Genomic DNA, 23,287 nt, shown 5'->3' with positions numbered 1-23,287 from the left:
GATTGCTTCATACAAATCCAGTCCGTTCACCCGACTTCGTAAATGCATCACCCTGATTATTATTCCTTATCATCGTGCATATCAAATCTTACCATAGTTGGTTGTGTATTGCCAGGGGGTGCCTTCGGGCATTCGTATGCCCCTTTTCAGTTACTCGCGCGAGAAAATTCAGTTACTCGCGCGAGTAATTGTTTTTTCTCGCGCGAGTAACTGAAAAAGGTCATACGATTCTTTTAAAACGAATGGCAAACTGGAAATTTTGATTTAGGCAAAAAGTAGGCATTCTATAAGCTTGTGTCACCCAAAAATACTTTTCCCCTCTAACAATCCTGATGAGTTTGTGAAATATGGGAAGTACGAAATGCGTATTCGGGATAAGATTTTGGTCGAGAATGGTCATATCACCAAAGCCAAAGTCAAGTGGTGGGGTATGGAAACCTATGCTTATCCATACCTATGGAAAGAGAATAAGTCCGATACGGACTATCAAAAATCATGGGACGATCTGAAGATTAAGAAGGATGAAAAACAGGAAAATAATCAACAGCAGATACCTAAAAAAACCGAAGAGAGGGAAGAAGATATAAAATATTGCACACCCTTATTTGGCACCTATATATTCTATTCCTATAAAATTCCTGATTATTCTCAAACTCTATTATTGCAGTAGGGGGAGAAAGGAGAGACTCCCTTTGGCCTATTTTGAAACATAAGTGTTTGACAATGCACTTGTGTGTCTATTCGAATCCGGAATCACCCTGTTATATTTCTTGTACAAGTCTTCCGCTGATCGCAAAATCTGAGTTAAAGTACAATTCAGGTGATATTATTGTTGAAGTATTGAACTTAAATGCCATCGACCTGTATTTCTATGTATGAATATGCTTTTACAGACATATATAGAATATAGGCCTTTTTGCCGGTGAGTGGGTGGGTATCGTCCGGAATCCGGAACGACCGAAATGAAGAGCAAGACAGAAGATGTTCTCGCTTATAAACAGTTACTTAAGAGTGCAAAAGTGGGTGGGTATGCTCCGGAATCCGGTCGGTTTGACCATCGGATTGCCTCACTGGGTGGTAATCCTCCGGAATCCGGTGCGGCCACCCCTATTTAGTGCCCTTTTTTTACTGTTTTGCCCCGTTTTTGGGTGGGTATCTGCCGGAATGGCAGATTTTAAGACCCAATTTCTAATGGATTTAGAACCGGATTGCTGGGTGGGGATGCTCCGGATTATGCACCGGTCAGAGAGATTAGCTTAAAATCGGGTTTTCATTCCTCAAAACATGTTGTACTTTAGTTTATTTTAATTCATCATCCTATGCTAATAGTATAGATAGGAGAATAATTTTAAACTAACCGATAAGATCGTAATTCCACATGAGAAATGATGAAGTCGGGAGAGGATACCGGGATTTATATAGGTATATATCCTAATCTCATTGTTTCAAAAAAAACACTATCTTTACGGTCTAAGATCAGTATGGATGTCACAGAAATGTAAGCAGATAGTCGGAAGTATTCTGTTGTTGATCTTCACAGCGTATTATGTGAATATCAACTTCTTCCAGCATAGCCACATTATCAATGGGGTGACGATCGTGCACTCCCATATCCACAACAATACCCATACACAGACCGGTACGCACAATAGTAGCGAACTGACACTGATCTCCCTTTTATCTTCTTTCGACTCGTCACAGGCGTTTATATGGCTTGTGGGCATGGGTATATTCCTACTGTTGAAAGCCATCCGGCCGGTTATTATAGCGGAGAAGGCCGTTTCCGCTTCACCCTTTTCTTATTCCTTACGCGCTCCGCCTTTATAATCATTTACCCCGCAAGGGGTTACATATGGATAACCCCGGGTGAAACCCGGGGTAGTGGGTCACACCCTCTCTGAACCCCGAAGTGGGTTCAACCCGCTTCTTATCTATATTTAATACAATTTTAAAGGTAATTTATTTTATTCCATTATTTCCATGAACAAATTATATCTGTTCGTCAGTGGGTGTATCCTGCTGACTGCATGTCAATCGAATAAGCCGGAGGCGGAGACGACCGGCATCCAATACCGCGGCGATACGGTGACGGTCGCTGAGCGCGCGGTGGTGAATTCCAAGATCAAGTTATATACCGTAGCTACGCAGGCGTATAGCGCGGAGATGAATACAACCGGTGTGGTACGTGCCATGGCCGGACAGTTGGCGGAGATCGCTCCGCCGTTCGATGGGCGGGTGACCCGTTCCTTTGTCCGTCTGGGGCAGAAAGTGAATGCCGGTACTCCGGTGTTTGAGTTGCATTCGGCGGAGTATTTCGAAGCGGTCAAGAACTATTTCCAGGCGGCACAGACCCACAAGATGCAGGAGTCGAACCTCCGGCGCCAGCACGACCTGGTGAAGAACGGTGTGGGCGCCGTGCGCGATCTCGAGGAAGCGGAAACAGAGGCGGAGATCGCCCTGCGCGAATATGAGAACGCCCGGGCCACATTGCAGATGCTCAATATCGACCCACAGGAGGTAACCATGAGCCAGGCGATGCGTGTGGTTTCACCCATTGCCGGCGAGGTGGTACAGACTAATATGGTGATCGGACAGTATGTGCGAAGCGACGCCGAGCCGTTGGCGATTGTCGCCGAGCTGAGTAAGGTCTGGGTCGTGGCGCAGGTCAAAGAGAAACATATCGGCCTGATCCGGCAAGACGATCAGGTGGAGATCCGCACCGACGCACATCCCGAGCAATGCCTGACGGGAACGATCTCCCATATCAGCGAGTTGCTCGACGAGGAGACCCGGTCGGTGCAGGTATTGATTGTGTGCGACAATGCCGATCGCCGGTTGAAACCCGGGATGTTCGCTAATATCCACTTTATCCATACACCGAAGGAATCGATTGTCATCCCCTCGACAGCCCTATTGCAGAGCGAGGAGGAATCGTATGTCCTGGTACAGACGGCCCGGGGACAGTACGTCAAACGCCCCGTAGAGGCAGAGACGGCCAATCCGCACGAGGTATTGATCAACAAGGGCTTGCAGCCGGGAGATGTCTTAGTGATTGAAGGGGGTATTTATCTAATGGCGAACTGACTATGGAAAAGCTTATCAATCAGTTGATCGATCGGCGTTGGCTGATCGTGACTTTGTTTGTCATTGTGTCCTGTATCGGCTTGTATGCCTGGCGGCAACTGGCCATCGATGCCTATCCGGATATTGCCGATGTCTCGGTCGGGGTAGCCACACAGGTGCCCGGCCTGGCGGTCTCGGAGATTGAGCAACAGATCACCATCCCGTTGGAGCGCGAATTGAATGGCATTCCCGGCTTGAAGGTGATGCGCAGTAAGAACTTTTTCGGCATCTCGAAGATCACCTTGGTCTTCGATGATGGGGTAGATGAATATTGGGCCCGCCAGCGTGTCCTGGAACGTATCGGCGAGGTCGATCTGCCTTTCGGAGCCCAGCCCGCGCTCGATCCGCTAACGTCGCCTACGGGTGAGATATACCGCTATGTGGTCACCGGAAATAAAAGCCTGCGCGAACTGACCGAATTGAACCACTGGGTGATCATCCCCCGCCTGATGCAGATCCACGGCATTGCCGAGGTCTCCAACTTCGGCGGACTGACTACGCAGTTCCAGATCGAGATCGATCCCGCCAAACTGATCAAATACGACCTCTCATTGAGTGAGGTGACCGAATCGATCGAATTGAACAACTCCAACGCCGGCGGCAGCACATTGATGCGAGGCGATTTGAGCTATGTCGTGCGCGGCGTCGGGCTGGTGAGCGATCTGCAAGACCTGGGCAATATCGTGGTCAAGAGTGTCGGGGGCGTGCCGGTCTATATCAAAGACCTGGGCGAATTGAAATACGGCAACCTCGAGCGTAAGGGCATCATGGGTTACCTCGACGATGAGGTGAACTACGAAGACGGCGTGCAAGGCATGGTTTGCCTGTTGCGCTACGAGAACCCGTCGCGGGTACTGAAGAAAATCAACGAAACGGTCGAGGAATTAAACGCCAACGGCCTGCCCGAAGGCGTCCGCATCCATACCTTTTACGACCGTACCGAATTGGTCGACGCCACATTGAACACCATCTCCCATACGCTCTCTTTCGGTATCCTGTTGGTGATCGGTGTGTTGATTATCTTCCTGGGTAGTCCCCGTGGCGCGTTATTGGCGACGATCACTATCCCTGTCTCCCTCTTGATTGCTTTTATCCTGATGTGGCTGACCGATATCCCCGCCAACCTGCTCTCCTTGGGCGCGATCGACTTCGGGATCATTGTCGACGGCACGATCGTGATGATGGAGACCATTCTCAAGAAACGGGAAGACGATCCCGATCAGCCCCTGGAGCGCGCGACGATTGCCCGCCGGGTCGCTGAGGTGGCCAAGCCGATCTTCTTTGCTACGTTGATTATCATCATTGCCTACCTGCCTTTGTTCGCTTTCGAACGGGTGGAGCAGAAATTGTTTACGCCGATGGCGTTCACCTTGAGCTTTGCCCTGTTGGGCGCATTGGCCTCGGCCTTGATATTGATCCCCGGCCTGGCGTTTGCGGTCTATCGCAAGCCGCAGAAGGTATACCATAACCGTTGGCTCGAACGGCTGACGGAGATCTACAAACGGCAGACGGCCAATATCGTAGCCGCACCGCGGAAGATCATCGCGCCCATTGTGGTGGTGCTCACGGCCGTGGTTGCCCTTTCGGTGTCGGTGGGTAAGGACTTTATGCCGCAGCTCGACGAGGGTAGTATCTGGCTTCAGGTGCAACTGCCGGCAGGTATGTCGCTCGAGAAATCGTCCGAGATGGCGACGGTCTTGCGCGACAGGATCAAGACCTTCGATGAGGTGACTTACGTCATGACACAGACCGGGCGCGACGACGAAGGGATCTGTCCTTTCTCTTTTTCGCATATCGAGGTGATGGTGGGGCTGAAACCCTACGACACCTGGAAGAACGGGCGCCGCAAGGCCGACCTGATTGCCGATATGGCGGCGATGATCGAAACGATGCCCGGCTACAACGTAGGCTTCTCGCAGCCGATCATCGATATGGTGATGGATCAGATCGCCGGCGCGCACAGTGACCTGGCGATTAAGATCTTCGGCGAAAACATCGGCGAGAGCCGACGCATTGCCGAGCAGGTGGTCGAGGTATTGCAGGAGGTCGAAGGCGCTGCCGACGTAGGTATTATGGAAGAGCCTTTCCTGCCGCAGTTGCAGATCGTGGCCGACCGGGAGAAGATCGCCCGTTACGGCTTGAATGTGGCCGATGTGGCGGAATTGATCGAAGTGGCTATCGGGGGTATGGCGATCTCGCAGGTGTTTATCGACAGCCGGGTGTACGATGTGATCTGCCGGTACAAAGAGGAGTCGCGCGATACGCCGGAGAAGATCGGTAACCTGATGCTGACGGCTGCTTCGGGCACGAAGATCCCGCTTTCGCAGGTCGCCGAGGTGAAGATGACCGCCGGCGCCAGTATGATCTCCCGGGAGATGAACCAGCGCTTTGTGACCGTACGCGTCAATCCGCGGGGACGCGACCTGACCTCCTTCGTACGCGACGCCCAGGCGAAAATCGAAAGGGAAGTGCCCTACGATCATTCCCAGTTCCGTTTCCATTGGGTCGGGCAGTTGGAGAATCAACACCGGGCGTATAGCCGTCTGGCGGTGATCGTGCCGATCACACTGGCGGTGATGTTTCTGTTCCTGTTCTTTACCTTCGGCAAGTTCCGCCAGGCGGGACTATTGATCGGTATGTTGCCCTTGGCAGTGTTCGGTGGGATGCTGGCCTTGGTGGTGCGCGACATGACGTTTAATATCTCCTCGGCGGTAGGTTTTATTGCGCTGTTCGGGGTGTTCCTGCAGAACGGGGTGATCATGATCTCCCATATCAATATCCTGCGCAAGCGGGGCATTGCCTTGAAAGAGGCGGTGATCTCCGGCTCGTCGCACCGGCTACGCCCGGTATTGATGACGGCTACGGTGGCGATCCTGGGGCTTCTGCCCGCATCGCTATCCCATGGCATTGGCTCGGATGTGCAGCGGCCACTGGCGACGGTGATTGTCTATGGGCTGTTGTTTGGGACGATACTGACGCTTTATGTATTGCCGACGTTTTATTATTTGTTGGAGAAGGGGAAGGAGACTCCTTAAACTCCTAAAAAAGAAAAAAAGAAACAACATGAAAAAGATAAAATCAATAATCCCCCTATTACTTGCCTGCTGCCTGACGGCAGCAGCCCATGCCCAGGAAAGGCAAATACTGACTTTCCAGGACTACCTGAATAATGTCAAAGAAAAGAACATCAGCTACCTCGCCGAGCAATACAATGTGGATATCGCCGAGGCGAATGTGAAAGCGGCCCGTATCTTCCCCGATCCGGAGTTCTCGGTCGCCTATGCGAACAACCAGGAGTGGAACCTGCAGATGGGTTACGGCTTCGACGCCGAATTGAGTTATACCCTCGAATTGGGAGGCAAACGCCGGGCACGTATCCGGGTCGCCCAGAGCGAGAAGGAGATGGCTGCCGCCCTGGTGGAAGACTATTTCCGTCACCTGCGCGCCGATGCGACCGTCGCCTACCTGACGGCTCTCAAAGCGCGCGATACCTACGCCATCCAACAGGCCTCGTATCAGCAGATGCTCCGGCTGGCGCATGCCGATAGTGTGCGTTTCCGTCTGGGGGCGATCATGGAGGTCGACGCACAGCAGTCGCGCCTGGAAGCCGCTTCGATGTTGAACGAGGTACATGCCAGCGAGGCCGATTGGAAAGACGCCCTGTTGGTGTTGCAACTGATGCAGGGCAGCCAGACGATGGAAATGCCCGACTCCCTGGCCGGTGAGCTGCGATCAGACCCGTACGACTTCGACCTGGCCATACTGACGGCTAATGCTCTCGACAGCCGGGCCGACCTGCAAGCCGCCTTGCACGGGCGTGAATTGTCGGCCAATAACCTACGCCTGGCGCGGGCGAACCGGGCGATCGACCTGGGCATTAACCTGGGGGGGACGTATGCTTCGGAAGTGCGCAATGAGATCGCTCCGGCACCGTCATTCAAGGGCTTCTCGGCGGGGATCAGTATCCCGCTGAAATTCTCCAATACGAACAAAGGCGAGGTGCGTGCCGCCCGGCTGGCGGCGGAACAGAGCGAGGCGCAATACCGTGCCATCGAGCAGCAGATCACGCTCGAAGTGGCCCAGGCCTACCACCGCTATACGATCGCCTGCCGGCAGGCAATACATTTCCATACCGGTATGCTTCGCGACGCCGAAATGATCCTGGAAAAGAAGCTCTACAGCTACGAGCGCGGAGAGACCAGTATCCTGGAACTACTCAACGCCCAACGCACCTATAACGATGTACGCCTCAATTACATTGAAGCCCTCTATAATCAAGCTGTCGCCCGTGTCGAGCTGGAACGGGTGAGCAGCCTTTTTTAAAATTCCCGTTTCAGCCGTTCGAGGATCTCGAACACCGCCGGGCAGGTCTGGGCGTTACGCACCGTCAGGGCGTGGATCTGATAGAATTTCTTGCGGTCGGTATGGGGATACTCACGGCAGGCACGGGGACGGTCGGCGTAGATATTGCAGTAGTTATCCGAGCATAAGAAAGGGCATGGCATCGATTGGAAAACATAGTCCCCGTCTTCATCGATACGCAGGTAACGGGCAACTACCTCCTGCTGCTTGAGGCGTAAGGCGGCCGCGATACGCTCGATATCCCGGTCGGTCAACCGAGGCCCCAGCGAGCGACAACAGTTCGCACACGCCAGGCAATCGATCTCGTCGAAGACCTCCTCATGCAAGGCATGGATCGTATCGTCGAGGTCGCGCAAACGCTTCTTCGGCAAGCTCTTGAAGAACTGGAGGGTTTCTTTTTCAACCTTCAGGGCTTTTTCAGAAAGGTCTTTGATCATTTGAAGGAGTTTATCTCAGCGCTTGTTCGATGTCCGCAATGATATCCCCCGCATTCTCGATCCCGGTAGAGAAACGGATCAGGTCGGGAGCGATACCGGCTTCGGACAATTGCTCGTCGCTCAATTGGCGGTGGGTATGGCTGGCGGGATGCAATACACAGGTGCGGGCATCGGCCACGTGGGTGACGATGGCTACCAGCTTCAGACTGTCCATAAACTTGATCGAGACCTCACGTCCGCCTTTCAGGCCGAAACACAAGACGCCACACGTGCCGTTGGGCATGTATTTCTGGGCCAGGTCGTAGTATTTATTGCTTTTCAGTCCGGGGTAGTTCACCCAGGCCACCTTCTCGTTCTGCTCCAGCCATTCGGCAACCGCCTGGGCGTTGCGGCAGTGCTGCGGCATACGCAGGTGAAGCGTCTCCAAGCCGATATTCAACAGGAACGCGTTCTCGGGAGCCTGGATCGATCCCAGGTCGCGCATCAGCTGGGCGGTCGCTTTGGTGATATACGCACCCTGGCCGAAGGCTTTCGTATAGGTCAGGCCGTGGTAGGACGCATCGGGCGTGCAGAGGCCGGGGAACTTCTCGGCATAGGCGTCCCAATCGAAGTGTCCACTGTCGACAATGGCACCGCCTACAGCCGTGGCATGACCGTCCATATACTTGGTGGTGGAATGCGTCACGATATCGGCACCCCATTCGAACGGGCGGCAGTTGATCGGCGTGGGGAAGGTATTATCCACAATCAAAGGCACCCCGTGCTGGTGGGCGATGCGGGCAAACTTCTCAATGTCCAACACCATCACGCCGGGGTTCGACAGGGTCTCGCCGAACAACGCCTTCGTATTCGGGCGGAAAGCCCGGCTGATCTCCTCTTCCGAGGCATCGGGATCGACGAACGTACATTCGATACCCAGTTTCTTCATCGTCACGGAGAAGAGATTGTACGTGCCCCCGTAGATGCTGGTCTGTGCCACGAAGTGATCGCCCGCTTCGCAGATATTGAACAGCGCGTAGAAGTTAGCCGCCTGTCCCGACGAGGTCAGCATCCCGGCCACCCCTCCTTCGAGGGCAGTGATCTTAGCCGCTACCGCATCGTTCGTAGGGTTTTGCAGGCGGGTATAGAAATAACCGCTGTCTTCGAGGTCGAACAGGCGCGCCATCTGCTCGCTGGTATCGTATTTGAAAGTCGTACTCTGATAGATCGGAAGCACCCGAGGCTCCCCCTTTTTCGGTTGCCAACCGGCCTGCACGCAAAGCGTCTCCGGTTTGAATTGATTCGCCATATCTTTTTGCTGTTTAGTGGATTTCGATATTAAGGCGACAAAGGTACAGAAAAAAAAACGGAAAGTTTTTTTTCAGTAGTTGAAAGTTGAGAGTTGAAAGTGGAAACCCCCAAAATAACCTCCAAACAGAGTTTTTCGTTTTTTTACTTGCATCATACAGGATTTTCTCCTACCTCTGTATATCAACCATATAGCTGTTTCAGACAGTAAAAAAAGCAGTAAAATTCCTGTAAGTAACTTTCTGATATCTGTTGAAGAGCCCCGTCGGTGATCCGTTTAACAGGGTTGCCTGCTCCGGCTGTATGATGTAAGTAAAAAAACGAAAAACTCTGTTCGGGATGATAGGTTTACCACTGTTTGCCATTTATATTTGTTAACATTTCCCCTTTAACTACCAAGCCGCCGCCTCCCCCCAAAAAAGGCCGCCGGAGTTTTGCAAAAGGCCGGCAGGGTTTTCCAAAAGGCCGCCGGAGTTTTGCAAAAGGCCGGCAGGGTTTTCCAAAAGGCCGCCGGCCTTTTTCAAAAGGCTGCCGGCTTTTTTCGGATCATCCCAGAAAGTTGTGGAGATGAAATTCGACTGGGTATTATGGCACGCAGATAACACAGACTAAAGCGCAGATTTACACAGATAATTTATTGTTAAGGTTAGTAGGGGGATTAAATCAGAATCCTCTTCTGCAGAAACCGGAACCAGATAAAGATCACAATACCCTTGAGGATACTGCTGATGCTGATCGCCCACCAGACGCCTTCGATACCCAGGCCCATTGCCGCCAGACCGATCGCCAGCGGGATACGCAGCGTATTGAATGTGATACTGATCACCGCCGGGGGAACCGTACGACCCGTGCCGTAGAACAAGCCCTGCATCGTTATCTCCAACATCATAAACATCATCGAATAGCCATCGATGCGCAGGAAAAGACCTCCCGCCGCGTATGCCTCGGGCTCGGGCACAAACAAAGAAAACAACGCATTGCCGAAGAAGACGAAAAGGATCGTGCAGAACAATCCGAAGACAGCCGTCATCTTCAACGTCGTATGGTAGGCGCTAACCACTCGTTTATTTTCGCGGGCGGCATAGTTCTGCGCCACGAAAGCGCTCAGACCTGTACTGAATCCCTGCGAAGTGTTCCAGGCAATCGCTTCCATCTGTCCGCCGGCCGTCAGGGCCATCAATCCGATATGCCCGCCGTAGGTCGAGGCTGTCCGCCCCAACAACAGGTTGATGATGGCAAAGAAGGTATTCAATAAAGCAACCGGTAGTCCCAGTTTGACAATACGTAAGGTATATATCCCTTTCAGGCGGGTAAAAAAAGAAAAGCCTCCGAACAAACGGTTCTTCACCTTCATCTGATAGACCAATAATAGACAGACCAGCCCCTGCGACACCCACGTTGCCCAGGCAGCCCCTTCGACGCCCCATCTGAAGACGAAGATAAACAAAGGATCCAGAATCATATTAAAGATCAATCCGCAGCCGGTGGCATAAAAAGGGATCTTACTCATGCCCGCCCCGTTGTAGATCCCGGTAAAAGCGTAGGCCAGAAAAATAAACGGGAAGGCTGACGAGACAATCCGCAGATAGTTCACCGCTTGGGCCGAGATAGCCGCATCCAGCTTATACAGTCCGATAATAGGATGCGCCAGGGAGAAAAGCAAGAGACCCCAAAACAGGGAAATGACCAGGGCAAGGGTCAGATTGTGGGAAGCAAACGTACGGGCACTCTGTTCGTCCCGGGCACCAATGCTCTGCCCCACACTCACTTCGGATCCCACCTTGGTGATGAGCGAGATGGAGTTGGTCATCCACGTCAGGATCCCCACCGCCCCGATCGCCGCCACCGACTCACTACCCAAACGTCCCACCCATGCCATATCCGTCAGGCTATACGCCATCTGAATAAACGACGTGCCCATGATAGGCAACGCCAGGTTGAATAATTGCCGGGTAATCGGTCCTTGTGTTAGATTCTTTGCGCCTTGCATTCGCTTAAATTTGCGCAAAAGTACATCATTTTTCTGTAGTCTTTTGTGTCTTTTAATATAAATAACAAGAATACATTTCCCATATCGGGAACTTTCTTTATCTTTGCACAAGAAGAAGCTTGATAAACGTGAGAGTCATTGCGAAAAAGATATTACGTGAATTCTGGGAAGCGCATGCAGATTGCGAGCAGCAGTTGAAGGCCTGGTTTCAAGAAGCTGGTAATGCGGCATGGAAAACCCCAGCCGAGATAAAAAGAGAATATCCAAGTGCCAGTATCTTGCAGGCGAACAGGGTAGTGTTTAATATAAAAGGAAACGACTACCGGTTGATCATAAAAGTGAATTATGCCTACCAGGTTATCTGGATTCGCTTTATAGGAACTCATGGAGAGTATGATAAAGTTAATGCGAATGAGATTTAGAAGATATGAATATACGATTGATAAAGAATGAAGCAGATTACGAACAGGCTCTCCTGCGGTTGGAAGCCTTGTTTGATGCTCCTCAAGATTCTCCTCAGGGAGATGAATTGGAGATTCTGAGCCTGTTGATCGACCAATACGAAAAAGAGAATTACCCTATTGATCTGCCCGATCCGATCGAAGCCATTAAATTCCGCCTGGAACAGTTGGGGTATTCACAGAATGATTTGGCTGAGATTATCGGCTTGAAGAGCCGTGCCAGTGAAATTTTGAGTAAGAAGCGAAAGCTCTCTCTCCGGATGATCCGGCAGATACATGCAAGATTGCATATCCCTACGGATGTTTTGATCCAGAGTTATTAATTACATATTAATTCTTACCTTTATCGCCGGTAATCTAAAAGTAAAAGGGATATGGTTTCAAGAAGGAACTTTTTAAAGACAGGCGCGGCGCTGGCTGCGCTGAGTGTGTTGCCTGCCGGGTTGGCTACGGGCTGTTCACGGAAAGAGAAGGCAATAGGTGTACAACTTTATAGTGTGCGGGAGGATCTTCAGAAGGATTTCGACGGCACCATGAAAGCATTGGTCGAGATCGGCTACAAACGGTTTGAATCCTACGGCTATGGCAATGGGAAATTCTTTGGCAAAACGCCGAAAGAGATGAAGAAGTATATGACCGACCTGGGCGCGGTGATGACCGGATCGCATACCGGCAGCGGGCTTCTGGCAGCAGATGACGAAAAAGGCTGGGATTTCTGGAAGAAAAATGCCGAAGATACCGCCGAACTGGGATGCAAATGGATCGTACAAGCGGGCTATCCGGTCGACCAGTTGCAGACCATCGCTGACGTGAAACGTTTTGCCGAGCAGTTCAACCGCTGCGGAGAGATCGCCAAGGCAAACGGCCTGAAGTTTGCTTTCCATAATCATATCGAAGAGTTTCATCCCGTAGAAGGGCTGGTCCCTTATGAAGTATTGGTAGAAGATACGGATAAGGAGCTGGTGACTTTCCAGATCGATACGGCCCAGATGGTTTACGGTGGCTTTGATCCCGTGGTGATGATCAAATCGCATCCCAAACGTTTTGCCAACTGGCACCTGAAAGACGCCAACCCCGACGGACAGGGAAGCACTGAGTTCGGCGAAGGCCTTGTCGACTTCAAAGCCTTATTCGAAGTGGCCGAACTGGCCGGGCTCGAAGATTATTATGTGGAACAGGAACGTTACAATATGACGCCGGTAGAAGCGTTGAAGTACGACTATGAGTTCCTGATGAAAGCGCCTTACGTCAAATGGTAAATCTTCATTTGACACACGATAAAAGATTCATTTTTCATTTATTGATTCTTCTTCTTTTGAGCGGGCTATTGTCCTGTTCAAAAGAAGAGGAACCGGTTGTTATCGACCCGCCTGTCGATCCGGAAGAGCAGGTTGACCCTTACTTCCTGGAAGTGATCGGGCGGGACGAACTGAGCCGTGCGGCCTTTGCCGAACGGCTCGACCTGGGAGCTTCCAATCCGTTGATCCTGGCACTGCCCGAGAAAAAGATTGTCGTCGAGTCGATCAAATACCGGACCCTGGATCCGGCAGAAGAGACAGTGGCAGCCTCCGGCATTATCGCCTATCCGGCAGATAAGATTTTCAAAGGGGTTGTGGTGAGCGAGCATTATACGATCGGGGCGAATGCCGAAGCTCCCTCTTCGGTGATGGCTTCGATCGAGTCGGCCTTGGCACTCTTCGGCTACCTGGTGATCACTCCCGATTATCTGGGCTTCGGCACGACGCGAGACCTGCCACAACCTTACCTGCATGCCCGCACCGCCGGGCAGACCTCCGTCGATATGGTCTTTGCCGTCCGGGAATATATGGATTCGATCGGATTGAATATCAACACGACCCCTCTTACCGTGATCGGTTACTCCCAAGGCGCCCATTCGGCATTCGCCTTTGCCCGGATGGCCGAAGAAGAATATGCCGAAGAGATGACCATTAAACAGGTATTCGCCGGAGGAGGTCCGTATGAGCCGGCTGCGATGTTCGACTTTATGTTGCAACAGGAACAGCTCGCCAACCCGGCAACGATCCTATTGACGGTGATCGGACTGGACTATGCCGAACAGCTCGATCTGAATTATACCGAGCTCTTTACCGAATCGATCGCCACCGGTTGCCGCTCGTGGTGCATCAATAAAGACTATACCTTAGGACAGATCAACCGCCTGATGGCTACCGACCGCCTGACGGAGATTATCCGTCCGGAGATCCTGTTCTCCTCTTCCGATAACGAGCTGCATAAAGTGATGAATGCCTTGGAACGCAACGGCCTGACCGACTGGGCACCCAAGGCTCCTCTATTGCTGGTGCATGGCACAAAAGACCGCACCGTGCCTTTCCTGAATGCGGAAATAGCGTCGAAAGCATTCAAAGCCGCCGGAAGCACCGTCGAGCTGATCACTTTCGATACCGATCATAGCGAAACCGCGCCTTATTTCTACCTGTTGGTTCTGCAACGGTTGGCATTTTAAAAGACAGCGTGGGTCACAAGGGCGAGAGGGCTTTCAGCTCTTTCCGGAGTATTTTGCTGCGGCCGTCGGTCACCCGGTCCATCAAGGCCCAGAAGCGGTCGCCATGATTCATTTCGCACGTATGGCATAACTCGTGTAAGATCACATAGTCGATCAGGTGCCAGGGCAGTTGCATCAGGTAGAGCGATAGGTTTAGGTGTTTGCGGGAAGAACAGCTTCCCCAACGGGTACGGGCGCTATTGATCGAAACGCCGGTATAGGTGAAGCCGTATTGGCGTGCCAACTCCTCCACCCGGTCGGGCAACAGGCGTTTGGCCTCGTGGCGGAAGACGTTTTTCAGGATTTCATAGAGTTTGTTTTGAATCCGCTCATCGCAGACCGGGATATGTTGCGGGTATTGAACCGAAAGCACTCCTTTAGCCAGCGACACACCTATATCTTTCCGCACCGCCGGGATCAGTTCCAGGCGGAAAGAGGCGGTGGTCAATGTTGTCTGTTCATCGATAAGAGGCGGACGGGAAGGTTGCTTCCGGACAAGCTCCGCCAATTTCGCCCGGTTCGCTTCGATAAAAGCCATCATCTGCTTTTCATCGCCCGCCAACGGCATCGTCGCCCGAACCACACCATCCTTGACCCGAAGGGCGTAGCGCTTATACCTCGGCCCAGCGATCAACAGGATCGTCCCCAATTCTTTGTCTTCTATTTTCTTTTCAAACATCTAACGCCTAACTTCTTACTGTCAACTTCCTTCCATCTCGCTAAAAAACACTATCTTTGCACGCTGTAAGCATCCGGCGTATAGCGCCGGATACAGTAGTTGGTAGTTAGTAGTAAGTAGTTAGTAGTCGCAATGCAGTATATTTGACTCACTACCAACTACTAACTACTAACTACTAACTACTAACTACTCATTTGGCGTTGTACGCCGAATGCCAACAAAGATACAAACAATATAAAAATAACAATCATGAATAAAAAAGCACTTCTTATCATCTGCGATGGATGGGGTATCGGAAACAAAGGGAAAAACGATGTGATCTACAACACGCCTACTCCGTATTGGGATTATCTGTTGGAGACCTATCCGCACTCCCAGTTGCAGGCTTCCGGCGAGAACGTTGGACTGCCCGACGGGCAAATGGGTAACTCCGAAGTAGGACACCTCAATATCGGCGCGGGACGCGTAGTGTACCAGGATCTGGTCAAGATCAATATCGCCTGCCGCAAGAATACCATTATGGACAATCCGGGTATTCAACGCGCGTACAGCTACGCAAAAGAAAACAACAAACAAATCCACCTCCTGGGCCTGGTGTCCGATGGTGGCGTACATAGTTCATTGGAGCATCTCTTCAAACTGACGGATATCGCCAAGGAATACGGCGTTAGCCGCACGTTCGTGCATTGCTTTATGGACGGCCGCGACACCGACCCGAAGAGCGGGATCGGCTATATCCGCCAACTGGAAGATCACTTGAAAACCAGCACTGGAAAGATCGGTTCGATCATCGGACGTTACTATGCGATGGACCGCGACAAACGTTGGGACCGGGTGAAAGAGGCGTACGACCTCCTGGTCGACGGCAAAGGCAAAGCGGCTGAAGATATGCTGACCGCCATGCAGGAATCATACGACGAAGGCGTGACCGACGAGTTTATCAAACCGATCGTACACGTGGAGAACGGCCAGCCGGTCGCTACCATTCAGGAAGGCGACGTGGTGATCTTCTTCAATTTCCGCAACGACCGCGCGAAAGAGTTGACTATTGTATTGACACAACAGGATATGCCGGAAGCCGGAATGAAAATGATTCCCAACCTGCAATACTTCACAATGACGCCATACGACGCGACTTTCAAAGGCCTGACAATCCTCTTCGATAAAGACAACGTAAACAATACATTGGGCGAATACCTGGCGCATTCGGGTAAGACGCAATTGCATATCGCCGAGACCGAGAAGTACGCGCACGTCACCTTCTTCTTCAACGGTGGCCTGGAAACGCCTTTCGATCAGGAAGACCGGATCCTCGTGCCTTCACCGAAGGTGGCAACCTACGACCTGAAGCCGGAGATGAGCGCTTTCGAAGTGAAAGACCAGTTGGTCGATGCGATCAATCAGAACAAATACGACTTTATCGTCTGCAACTACGCCAATGGCGATATGGTAGGCCATACCGGCGTGTATGAAGCGATTGAAAAAGCGGTGGTGACCATCGACGCCTGCCTAAAAGACACGGTAGAAGCAGCAAAGGCTAACGACTACGAAGTGATCATCATCGCCGACCACGGAAATGCCGACAACGCATTGAACGAAGACGGCTCACCCAATACCGCCCACTCACTCAACCCGGTTCCTTTCGTGTATGTCACCAAAGAAGCCGCCACAGTGAAAGACGGTATCCTCGCCGACGTGGCTCCCTCTATCCTGCATATCCTGGGATTGGAGCAACCGAAGGAGATGACGGGGGAAAACTTAATTAATTGACAATTGATAATTGACAATTGACAATGAATAGCGTTTAGTTATTCTTTGTCGGTTGTCATTTTTTAATTGTCAATTGTCAACTGTCAATTGTCAATTGGAATGCTACAAATAGACGATACCTTAGTAAGCTTCGACCTGGTCGAGCGTTGGTTTCTATGTGATCTGACACAGTGCAAAGGAGCATGTTGTGTGGAAGGCGATTCCGGCGCGCCATTGGATACGAAGGAAGTGGCGATACTCGACCGGTTGCTTCCGGTGGTCTGGGACGACCTGGCGCCCGAGGCACAGGAGTTGATCAAGCGGCAGGGCGTGGCGTATATCGATGCGGCCGGCGATACAGTCACTTCGATCGTCGATGGGAAGAACTGCGTATTTACCTGTTACGACGAGAAAGGCATCTGTGGCTGCGCCATCGAGAAGGCCTATCACGCCGGCAAGATCGATTACTACAAACCGATCTCCTGCCATCTCTATCCGATACGAATCAAATACTACAAGACGTTCAACGCTGTAAACGTAGACCGTTGGAGTATTTGCAAAACGGCTGAGATCGCCGGAAAGAAAGAGGGCGTTCGCGCCTATAAGTTCCTGCGCGAGCCGTTGATCCGTAAGTTCGGCGAAGACTGGTACAACCGGTTGGACCTGGCTGCCGGGGAATGGCTGAAACAAAAAAAGAAATAAGACAATGAGTATTAAAGTAGGTGATAAAGTTCGGTTCCTGAACGCTGTCGGCGGAGGCATTGTACGCAGCTTCAGGGGGAAAGACCAGGTGATGGTCGAAGATGAAGACGGTTTCGAAGTGCCCGCCCTGATTCGGGAATGCGTGGTGGTCGGCGAGAATCCGGCACAGGTGCACAGCAAGAACCAACCCAAGATTCAGGCACAGGTGGAAACACCCAAGGCGAAACCCGAACCGAAAGAACTACCGATCATCGAGACACCCGAAGGGGAACGGCTGAACGTGTCATTGGCTTTCCTGCCGGTCGACCCCAAAGCATTTACACAAAGCGGCTATGAAGCTTATCTGGTGAACGACAGCAACTACTTCCTCTTTTATAATTACATGAACCGCCAGCACAACAGCTGGTACAGCCGCGCCAACGGAACAATCGAACCCAATACGCGTATCTTCCTCGAAGAGTTTCAAAAAGAAGACCTCAACGAGTTGGAAAGGGTATGTATCCAGTTGATCGCATTCAAGAAAGACAAACCTTACGCATTGAAGAACGCCATCTCCGTGGAGCTGCGCCTGGATACGGTGAAGTTCTACAAGATCCATTGTTTCACCACCAACGACTTCTTCGACGAAGACGCGCTGGTCTACCCGGTGGTACGTAACGACCTGCCGGAGCGGGAACTCTTGGTCTCCGCTGCCGAACTGCAGGAGGCGATGCAGCAAAAAGCGAAGGCCGACCGCCGCACGCCGCAGCCCACCCCGAAAAAGAAACAATCCGACAACCCGATCCTCGAGGTTGACCTGCATATCAACCAATTACTCGACACCACCGCCGGCATGAGCAATGCCGATATGCTCAACTACCAACTGGAGAAATTCCATGAAGTATTGAAAGCCAACGCCGCACGGAAAGGCCAAAAGATTGTCTTTATCCACGGCAAAGGCGATGGTATCTTGCGCAAAGCCATCGAAACGGAGCTCAAAACAAAATACAAATCATACAATTACCAGGACGCCTCCTTCCGCGAATACGGTTTCGGGGCAACGATGGTGACAATAAAATAGAAGAATTATGAATTATGAATTATGAATTATGAGAAAAGATGACACAGACTGCTTCTTCCTCTCATAATTCATAATTCATAATTCATAATTCTTCATAACACAACGTGTTATGAAGGAAATAGAACGAAAATTCCTGGTAACAGGAGACTTTAGTAAAGAGATAATCCGCTCAGAGCGATTCGTGCAGGGCTATATCTGTTCACAGCCCGGGGGCAAGACCGTGCGCGTGCGCCTGGCTGGGGAGAAAGGTTTCTTGACCATCAAAGGGCCGTCCGATGATAAAGGCCTGAGCCGGTTTGAGTTCGAGAAAGAGATCACACGCGCCGAAGCCGAAGAACTGTTTCAACTCTGTGAACCGGGTGCCATCGAGAAGGTACGCCACTGGGTGAAAGAAGGTGATCACACCTGGGAAGTGGATGTCTTTCAAGGCGCCAACGAAGGACTGATCCTGGCGGAACTCGAACTGCAAACGGAAGACGAAGCCTTCGCCCTACCCGCCTGGATCGGCCGGGAAGTGACGGGCGACCGGAGATACTACAATTCAATGCTCTCCCAATACCCTTATACGCGCTGGCAAGAGAACGTTTGACATTTTGCCTCAGACATTTCAATAATTCACAAGCTTTCCTTATCTTAGTAGCGGATTTCAAATCGAATATCCACCGCTTGCTATCTAAATGATAATTCTAAATAAACAACACGTATGATGAAAAGAATCTTCTTATCACTTGCCGTAATCTTCCTTACCCTTCCCGCCATCGCGGATGAAGGCATGTGGATGTTGCCTTTGCTCAAACAGAAACAGGCCGATATGCAACGGCTGGGATTAAACCTGAACGCCGAGGATCTGTACAACCCGGACGGCCCTTCCTTGAAAGATGCCGTGGTGCACTTCGGTGGCGGATGTACCGGTGAGATTGTCTCACCCGATGGCCTATTACTGACCAACCACCACTGCGGATACGGACAGATCCAGCAGCACAGTACATTGGAGAACGATTACCTCACGCATGGCTTCTGGGCCACTTCGCGGGAGAAAGAACTGCCCAACCCGGGCTTGACCGTTACCTTTATCGAAGCGATCGACGATGTGACAGACTATGTCAAAAAGGAACTGGAGAAAGATACCGATCCGAACAGCATGAATTACCTCTCGCCCCGCTACCTTAACGGCCTGGCACGCGAGAAGGTGGGCGAACCTTTCCTGCAGAACAATCCGGGCATCTCGGTTGAGATCCGCGCGTTCTACGGCGGTAACCAATATTATATGTTTACCAAAAAGACCTATTCCGACATCCGCCTGGTAGGGGCTCCCCCCTCCTCGATCGGTAAGTTCGGCGCGGATACCGACAACTGGGAGTGGCCACGTCATACGGGCGACTTCTCCGTTTTTCGTATCTATGCCGATGCCAACGGTAACCCGGCGCCTTATGCGGAAACCAACGTGCCCCTGCGTCCGAAGAAATGGCTGAAGATCTCATTGAAAGGCATACAGGAAAACGATTACGCCATGATGATCGGCTTCCCGGGAACGACAAAGAAATACTACACCTCATGGGAAGTGGAAGAACGCCGCGACATCGACAATGCCGTGCGTATCAGCATGCGCGAACTGCGCCAGCAGGTGATGCTCGAAGAGATGCTGAAAGATCCAGCCGTTCGTATTCAATACTCCAGCAAATACGCCGGTTCGACCAACGCCTATAAGAATGCCATCGGCACGAACTGGGCGATCGGCAAAAGAGATTTCGAACAGGTGAAAAAGGAGGAGCAGGAACGGCTACTCGCCTGGGCGAAAACCCATAACCTCACGGAATATCCGGAAGCCTTGCAAGCAATCGAAAAGATGGTGAACGACCGGAAAGACCTGCGCTACCGTCAGTGGATGCTCGACGAAGGGATCCAGCGAAGCATTGAATTTGTTCGCGTTCCGATCAAAACGGAAGCCTTGATCGAAGCGATAAAAAACAAAGACAAAACGGAACAGGCCAAGCAGTTGGACGCACTCGAAACGGCTTATCGCCGCTTTGCCGATAAGAACTACGCCCCGGAGGTCGATAAAAAGATCGCCAAGGTGATGCTGGCCGAATACCGTCGCCTGATCCCCGCCGCTTCCCAGCCGGCGTACTTCGCACAGATCGATAAGAAATTCAAAGGCGATGTGAATCAGTTCGTCGACTACCTGTTCGAGAAATCAATCTACGGCAGTGAAGCCAATTTCAACCGCTTCAAGAACCGCCCCACCGTGAAAGCGCTGGAGGAAGATCCGATGATCCTTTTCGTCCGTTCGGTAACCGAAGAACGGCAGGCGCTCAACCAGGGATTGCAGGATTTCGATGCTGCCTACGCCCTGGCGCATCGCTCCTATGTCAAAGGACTATTGGAGATGGACCGCGAGAAGATGAATTTCCCCGATGCCAACTCCACCATGCGCCTTACCTACGGCCAGGTCAAAGGATACATCCCGCGCGATGCCGTTTATTACGACGCGCAGACCACCCTCGAAGGCGTAATGGAAAAAGAAGACCCCAACAACTGGGAGTTCGTCGTGCCCGACAAGCTGAAGGAACTCTACAAAGCGAAGGATTTCGGCCGCTACCAAATGGCCGACGGACGCATGCCCGTGGCCTTCTGTGCCACCACCCACTCCACCGGTGGCAATTCCGGTAGCCCGGTCTTAAACGCCAACGGCGAACTGATCGGTATCAACTTCGACCGCAACTGGGAAGGCGTAGGCGGTGATATCCAATACCTGCCCGACTACCAGCGTAGCATCATCGTCGATATCCGCTACGTACTCTTCGTCATGGACAAATACGCCGAAGCCAACTACCTGTTAGAAGAGATGGATCTGGTAAACGAATAACCTTATCTGGCCTTTGATTCTCAGCCAAAATGATGGATTAAATAAACTACCGGTAGTTTGCGCACAAAGTACCGGTAGTTTGGCGACAAAATATTAGTAGTTTGCACGCAAAGTACCGGTAGTTTACCACATAAAAGTTTTTACCCCGGTCTTCACCTTTCACCCGGTCACCAGATCCCTGTATTGATCAGCGTTTCGGGTGAAAGAATAGCTTGAAGAAACGACAGACCTGGCGGCTTTCCGGAAAAGGCCGCCGGAGTTTCCCAAAAGGCCGGCAGGATTTTCCAAAAGGCCGCCGGAGTTTTCAGAAAGGCTGCCGGCCTTTCGTATAAGTGGGACAGCTTTAGGCGTCTGCAGGAAAGGAATAAAAAGAATTCAATGAAAGCAGAACAAACAACCGTCCTTATTGATTAATGCGAATTCTATTATTCATTAATTCACCCACCCATTCCACCAAAGCAAAGAAATTCAAGGGCTAAAAAAACCCGAAACCATCCATTTTTTCAAGAGAACCAGTGATAGTTTTACCATCTAACATTTCCATAAGGGGTATTTCTATCAACTGCGCCCAGATGCCTCCCAAAAGCCTTTACTGATCGAATTAGTTGTAGATTCAAACCGAAACTTGAAGATTTTACACACAGACGAATGAGAGAAAACGACGCTTTCGGATGATAGTTTTACCCCTATTGCTTGTAGATTCTAATAAAAAGTTGAATATTCATTTCAAAATGCATATTTATCAAAAACCAAGCCGAACAATTCGGCCGAGCTCCTGTTCTGGATATGTAAATACTTAATAAGAAACAAAATGAATCAGATTAATTCCAGAAATAATATCGGCTATAAATTGTTCACATTCGTATTCTCCTTTATAGCCTTTTTGACTGTTTCAACCGCCGTTGCTCACGGGAAAGAAATACGGACTACAGCTTCCGGATTATCTGAAGTTACATTTTACGACGCCAACGATAACGGCAAGAATCTGGTCAAATACAACCTGAAAAACTGGCCGGAAGCGGCTAAGCAAGCCGTTATGGAAGCAATGGTCATCACCGAGAACAGCTTGAATATCAAACATACCATGCGCGTTGCGTTTGCCTGGTCGCCCGATCTGGATAAAGACCGCAACCTGGCATTGGCTTATACTTCATACGTGAGCGTCAAAGGTTTCTCCGATTTTGGCATCGAGATTGATGAGAATTATAAATACCCGGCCGAACTGATTCACCAGATGGTAGGCAATCCGGTTTACGACTGCATCAACATCACGGTGATTTTCAATTCCGTAAAAGACTGGTGCTTCTCTTCCAAACAGCAACCGACCAAGAACCAACAGGACCTGATCACCGTCACCCTGCACGAATTGGCTCACGGCTTCGGCATCAGCAGCAGCTTCAACAAAAGCAACGAAAAGACTCCGTATATCTTTGATAAGTATATCTACAACCGTTTGGGCGATCAACTGGGCGAATCGTATGCCACGACCAAAGCTAACGCTTCAAGCGAACTGGAGAACACCAATTTATATTACGGGGGCAAGATGGGCGTACAGGCAAACAACGGCCAACAGATCCAATTGCACGTACCGGCAACCCTTTCTTCGGCAAGCATCTGTCATTTCGATATGAAATACAAGAACGACGAAAGAGGCCGTTTATTGATCGCCGGCACAACCTACGGCGTCAGCACCCGCGCTTTCGGGGATTTCGCACTGGGCATCTTCCAGGACCTGGGTTGGGAACTTCGTACCGACACCCGCGCAGAGGTTTTCTCCCCCAACAACGAGAAATCAAACACAACAGCCAACGAAACGATCGAACAAAACCCGATCTCCATCCGTACGGGAGCAGGATCCATCCAAGTTGACCTGAACAGCTTCGACCCGCAACGCGTAGCCATCTACACCCTTGCCGGACGTCAGGTACGCAACGAACTGATCAGCGGCTCCGCCACCTTCGATGTACCATCCGGCCAGATCTACATCGTCCGCATCGGCAACAAGAGCGAGAAAGTGATGGTGAATTAAAGGATAATAGTTAGAAGT

The 23,287-nt window shown here is 51.2% G+C and carries 19 protein-coding genes; 15 read left to right on the top strand and 4 right to left on the bottom strand.

Annotation, left to right across the window (positions count from 1 at the left end):
- Positions 1–340 precede the first annotated feature (340 nt).
- The 5 genes from M2133_RS06660 to M2133_RS06640 all read left to right on the top strand — a co-directional run bounded on the left by M2133_RS06660 (position 341) and on the right by M2133_RS06640 (position 7,446).
- Positions 341–670 carry a hypothetical protein gene (locus M2133_RS06660; RefSeq protein WP_277465249.1) on the top strand — a complete coding sequence of 110 codons (330 nt, stop codon included), beginning with the start codon at positions 341–343 and terminating at the stop codon, positions 668–670.
- Between the two features lie 815 nt (positions 671–1,485).
- Positions 1,486–1,827, top strand: coding sequence for a hypothetical protein (locus tag M2133_RS06655; RefSeq protein WP_277465248.1), 342 nt, complete (start codon positions 1,486–1,488; stop codon positions 1,825–1,827).
- A gap of 153 nt (positions 1,828–1,980) precedes the next feature.
- The gene (locus M2133_RS06650; RefSeq protein ID WP_277465247.1) at positions 1,981–3,084 is read left to right on the top strand and encodes an efflux RND transporter periplasmic adaptor subunit; all 1,104 of its coding nucleotides are present in this window, start codon (positions 1,981–1,983) and stop codon (positions 3,082–3,084) included.
- Between the two features lie 2 nt (positions 3,085–3,086).
- Complete coding sequence (locus M2133_RS06645; RefSeq protein WP_277465246.1) at positions 3,087–6,158, top strand: CusA/CzcA family heavy metal efflux RND transporter; 3,072 nt, start codon at positions 3,087–3,089, stop codon at positions 6,156–6,158.
- Between the two features lie 28 nt (positions 6,159–6,186).
- Positions 6,187–7,446, top strand: coding sequence for a TolC family protein (locus M2133_RS06640; protein ID WP_277465245.1), 1,260 nt, complete (start codon positions 6,187–6,189; stop codon positions 7,444–7,446).
- Here M2133_RS06640 and M2133_RS06635 read toward each other — a convergent pair.
- The 3 genes from M2133_RS06635 to M2133_RS06625 all read right to left on the bottom strand — a co-directional run bounded on the left by M2133_RS06635 (position 7,443) and on the right by M2133_RS06625 (position 11,199).
- On the bottom strand, positions 7,443–7,922 hold the full coding sequence (locus tag M2133_RS06635) for a YkgJ family cysteine cluster protein (protein WP_277465244.1): 480 nt from the start codon (positions 7,920–7,922) through the stop codon (positions 7,443–7,445). The genes M2133_RS06640 and M2133_RS06635 overlap by 4 nt on opposite strands.
- 10 nt (positions 7,923–7,932) lie before the next feature.
- Positions 7,933–9,210, bottom strand: coding sequence for an O-acetylhomoserine aminocarboxypropyltransferase/cysteine synthase family protein (locus M2133_RS06630; protein ID WP_277465243.1), 1,278 nt, complete (start codon positions 9,208–9,210; stop codon positions 7,933–7,935).
- Between the two features lie 657 nt (positions 9,211–9,867).
- Positions 9,868–11,199: an MATE family efflux transporter gene (locus tag M2133_RS06625; protein WP_277465242.1), complete on the bottom strand. Its 1,332-nt coding sequence runs from the start codon at positions 11,197–11,199 to the stop codon at positions 9,868–9,870.
- A gap of 128 nt (positions 11,200–11,327) precedes the next feature.
- Here M2133_RS06625 and M2133_RS06620 point away from each other — a divergent pair, with 128 nt between their 5' ends.
- From M2133_RS06620 to M2133_RS06605, 4 genes are all read left to right on the top strand, one after another.
- Complete coding sequence (locus M2133_RS06620) at positions 11,328–11,621, top strand: type II toxin-antitoxin system HigB family toxin (protein ID WP_277465241.1); 294 nt, start codon at positions 11,328–11,330, stop codon at positions 11,619–11,621.
- A gap of 5 nt (positions 11,622–11,626) precedes the next feature.
- On the top strand, positions 11,627–11,983 hold the full coding sequence (locus tag M2133_RS06615) for a helix-turn-helix domain-containing protein (RefSeq protein ID WP_277465240.1): 357 nt from the start codon (positions 11,627–11,629) through the stop codon (positions 11,981–11,983).
- A 51-nt stretch (positions 11,984–12,034) separates the two neighbouring features.
- Positions 12,035–12,919, top strand: coding sequence for a TIM barrel protein (locus M2133_RS06610; RefSeq protein ID WP_277465239.1), 885 nt, complete (start codon positions 12,035–12,037; stop codon positions 12,917–12,919).
- A gap of 68 nt (positions 12,920–12,987) precedes the next feature.
- Positions 12,988–14,145 carry an alpha/beta hydrolase gene (locus tag M2133_RS06605; protein WP_277465238.1) on the top strand — a complete coding sequence of 386 codons (1,158 nt, stop codon included), beginning with the start codon at positions 12,988–12,990 and terminating at the stop codon, positions 14,143–14,145.
- 13 nt (positions 14,146–14,158) lie between these two features.
- On the opposite strand, the gene M2133_RS06600 is transcribed toward M2133_RS06605, so the two are convergent.
- Positions 14,159–14,863, bottom strand: a complete 705-nt coding sequence (locus M2133_RS06600; protein ID WP_277465237.1) for a SprT family zinc-dependent metalloprotease — start codon at positions 14,861–14,863, stop codon at positions 14,159–14,161.
- A 249-nt stretch (positions 14,864–15,112) separates the two neighbouring features.
- On the opposite strand from M2133_RS06600, the gene gpmI reads away from it, so the two are divergent.
- From gpmI to M2133_RS06570, 6 genes are all read left to right on the top strand, one after another.
- Positions 15,113–16,633, top strand: a complete 1,521-nt coding sequence (gene gpmI / locus M2133_RS06595) for a 2,3-bisphosphoglycerate-independent phosphoglycerate mutase (RefSeq protein ID WP_277465236.1) — start codon at positions 15,113–15,115, stop codon at positions 16,631–16,633.
- A 99-nt stretch (positions 16,634–16,732) separates the two neighbouring features.
- Positions 16,733–17,314 (top strand): DUF3109 family protein, encoded by a 582-nt coding sequence (locus M2133_RS06590; RefSeq protein ID WP_277465235.1) that lies wholly within the window; start codon positions 16,733–16,735, stop codon positions 17,312–17,314.
- A gap of 4 nt (positions 17,315–17,318) precedes the next feature.
- Positions 17,319–18,374, top strand: a complete 1,056-nt coding sequence (locus M2133_RS06585) for a DUF2027 domain-containing protein (RefSeq protein ID WP_277465234.1) — start codon at positions 17,319–17,321, stop codon at positions 18,372–18,374.
- 109 nt (positions 18,375–18,483) lie between these two features.
- Entirely contained in the window at positions 18,484–18,963 is a 480-nt protein-coding gene (locus tag M2133_RS06580) for a CYTH domain-containing protein (RefSeq protein WP_277465233.1), read from the top strand.
- Positions 18,964–19,080: 117 nt separating this feature from the next.
- Positions 19,081–21,240 (top strand): S46 family peptidase, encoded by a 2,160-nt coding sequence (locus M2133_RS06575; protein WP_277465431.1) that lies wholly within the window; start codon positions 19,081–19,083, stop codon positions 21,238–21,240.
- Between the two features lie 811 nt (positions 21,241–22,051).
- On the top strand, positions 22,052–23,269 hold the full coding sequence (locus M2133_RS06570) for a DUF6383 domain-containing protein (protein WP_277465232.1): 1,218 nt from the start codon (positions 22,052–22,054) through the stop codon (positions 23,267–23,269).
- Positions 23,270–23,287: the final 18 nt, after the last annotated feature.

Source organism: Parabacteroides sp. PF5-6, assembly GCF_029504695.1.
Classification (GTDB): Bacteria; Bacteroidota; Bacteroidia; order Bacteroidales; family Tannerellaceae; genus QVMG01.
Note: the sequence above shows the minus strand (reverse complement) of the source record. Positions and strands in the feature narration are given on the sequence as shown.

Coding starts and splice junctions, on each gene's coding strand:
- M2133_RS06655 (WP_277465248.1), top strand. CDS start 1,486: ATGTCACAGAAATGTAAGCAGATAGTCGGAAGTATTCTGTTGTTGATC.
- M2133_RS06650 (WP_277465247.1), top strand. CDS start 1,981: ATGAACAAATTATATCTGTTCGTCAGTGGGTGTATCCTGCTGACTGCA.
- M2133_RS06645 (WP_277465246.1), top strand. CDS start 3,087: ATGGAAAAGCTTATCAATCAGTTGATCGATCGGCGTTGGCTGATCGTG.
- M2133_RS06640 (WP_277465245.1), top strand. CDS start 6,187: ATGAAAAAGATAAAATCAATAATCCCCCTATTACTTGCCTGCTGCCTG.
- M2133_RS06635 (WP_277465244.1), bottom strand. CDS start 7,922: ATGATCAAAGACCTTTCTGAAAAAGCCCTGAAGGTTGAAAAAGAAACC.
- M2133_RS06630 (WP_277465243.1), bottom strand. CDS start 9,210: ATGGCGAATCAATTCAAACCGGAGACGCTTTGCGTGCAGGCCGGTTGG.
- M2133_RS06625 (WP_277465242.1), bottom strand. CDS start 11,199: ATGCAAGGCGCAAAGAATCTAACACAAGGACCGATTACCCGGCAATTA.
- M2133_RS06615 (WP_277465240.1), top strand. CDS start 11,627: ATGAATATACGATTGATAAAGAATGAAGCAGATTACGAACAGGCTCTC.
- M2133_RS06610 (WP_277465239.1), top strand. CDS start 12,035: ATGGTTTCAAGAAGGAACTTTTTAAAGACAGGCGCGGCGCTGGCTGCG.
- M2133_RS06600 (WP_277465237.1), bottom strand. CDS start 14,863: ATGTTTGAAAAGAAAATAGAAGACAAAGAATTGGGGACGATCCTGTTG.
- gpmI (WP_277465236.1), top strand. CDS start 15,113: ATGAATAAAAAAGCACTTCTTATCATCTGCGATGGATGGGGTATCGGA.
- M2133_RS06590 (WP_277465235.1), top strand. CDS start 16,733: ATGCTACAAATAGACGATACCTTAGTAAGCTTCGACCTGGTCGAGCGT.
- M2133_RS06585 (WP_277465234.1), top strand. CDS start 17,319: ATGAGTATTAAAGTAGGTGATAAAGTTCGGTTCCTGAACGCTGTCGGC.
- M2133_RS06580 (WP_277465233.1), top strand. CDS start 18,484: ATGAAGGAAATAGAACGAAAATTCCTGGTAACAGGAGACTTTAGTAAA.
- M2133_RS06575 (WP_277465431.1), top strand. CDS start 19,081: ATGAAAAGAATCTTCTTATCACTTGCCGTAATCTTCCTTACCCTTCCC.
- M2133_RS06570 (WP_277465232.1), top strand. CDS start 22,052: ATGAATCAGATTAATTCCAGAAATAATATCGGCTATAAATTGTTCACA.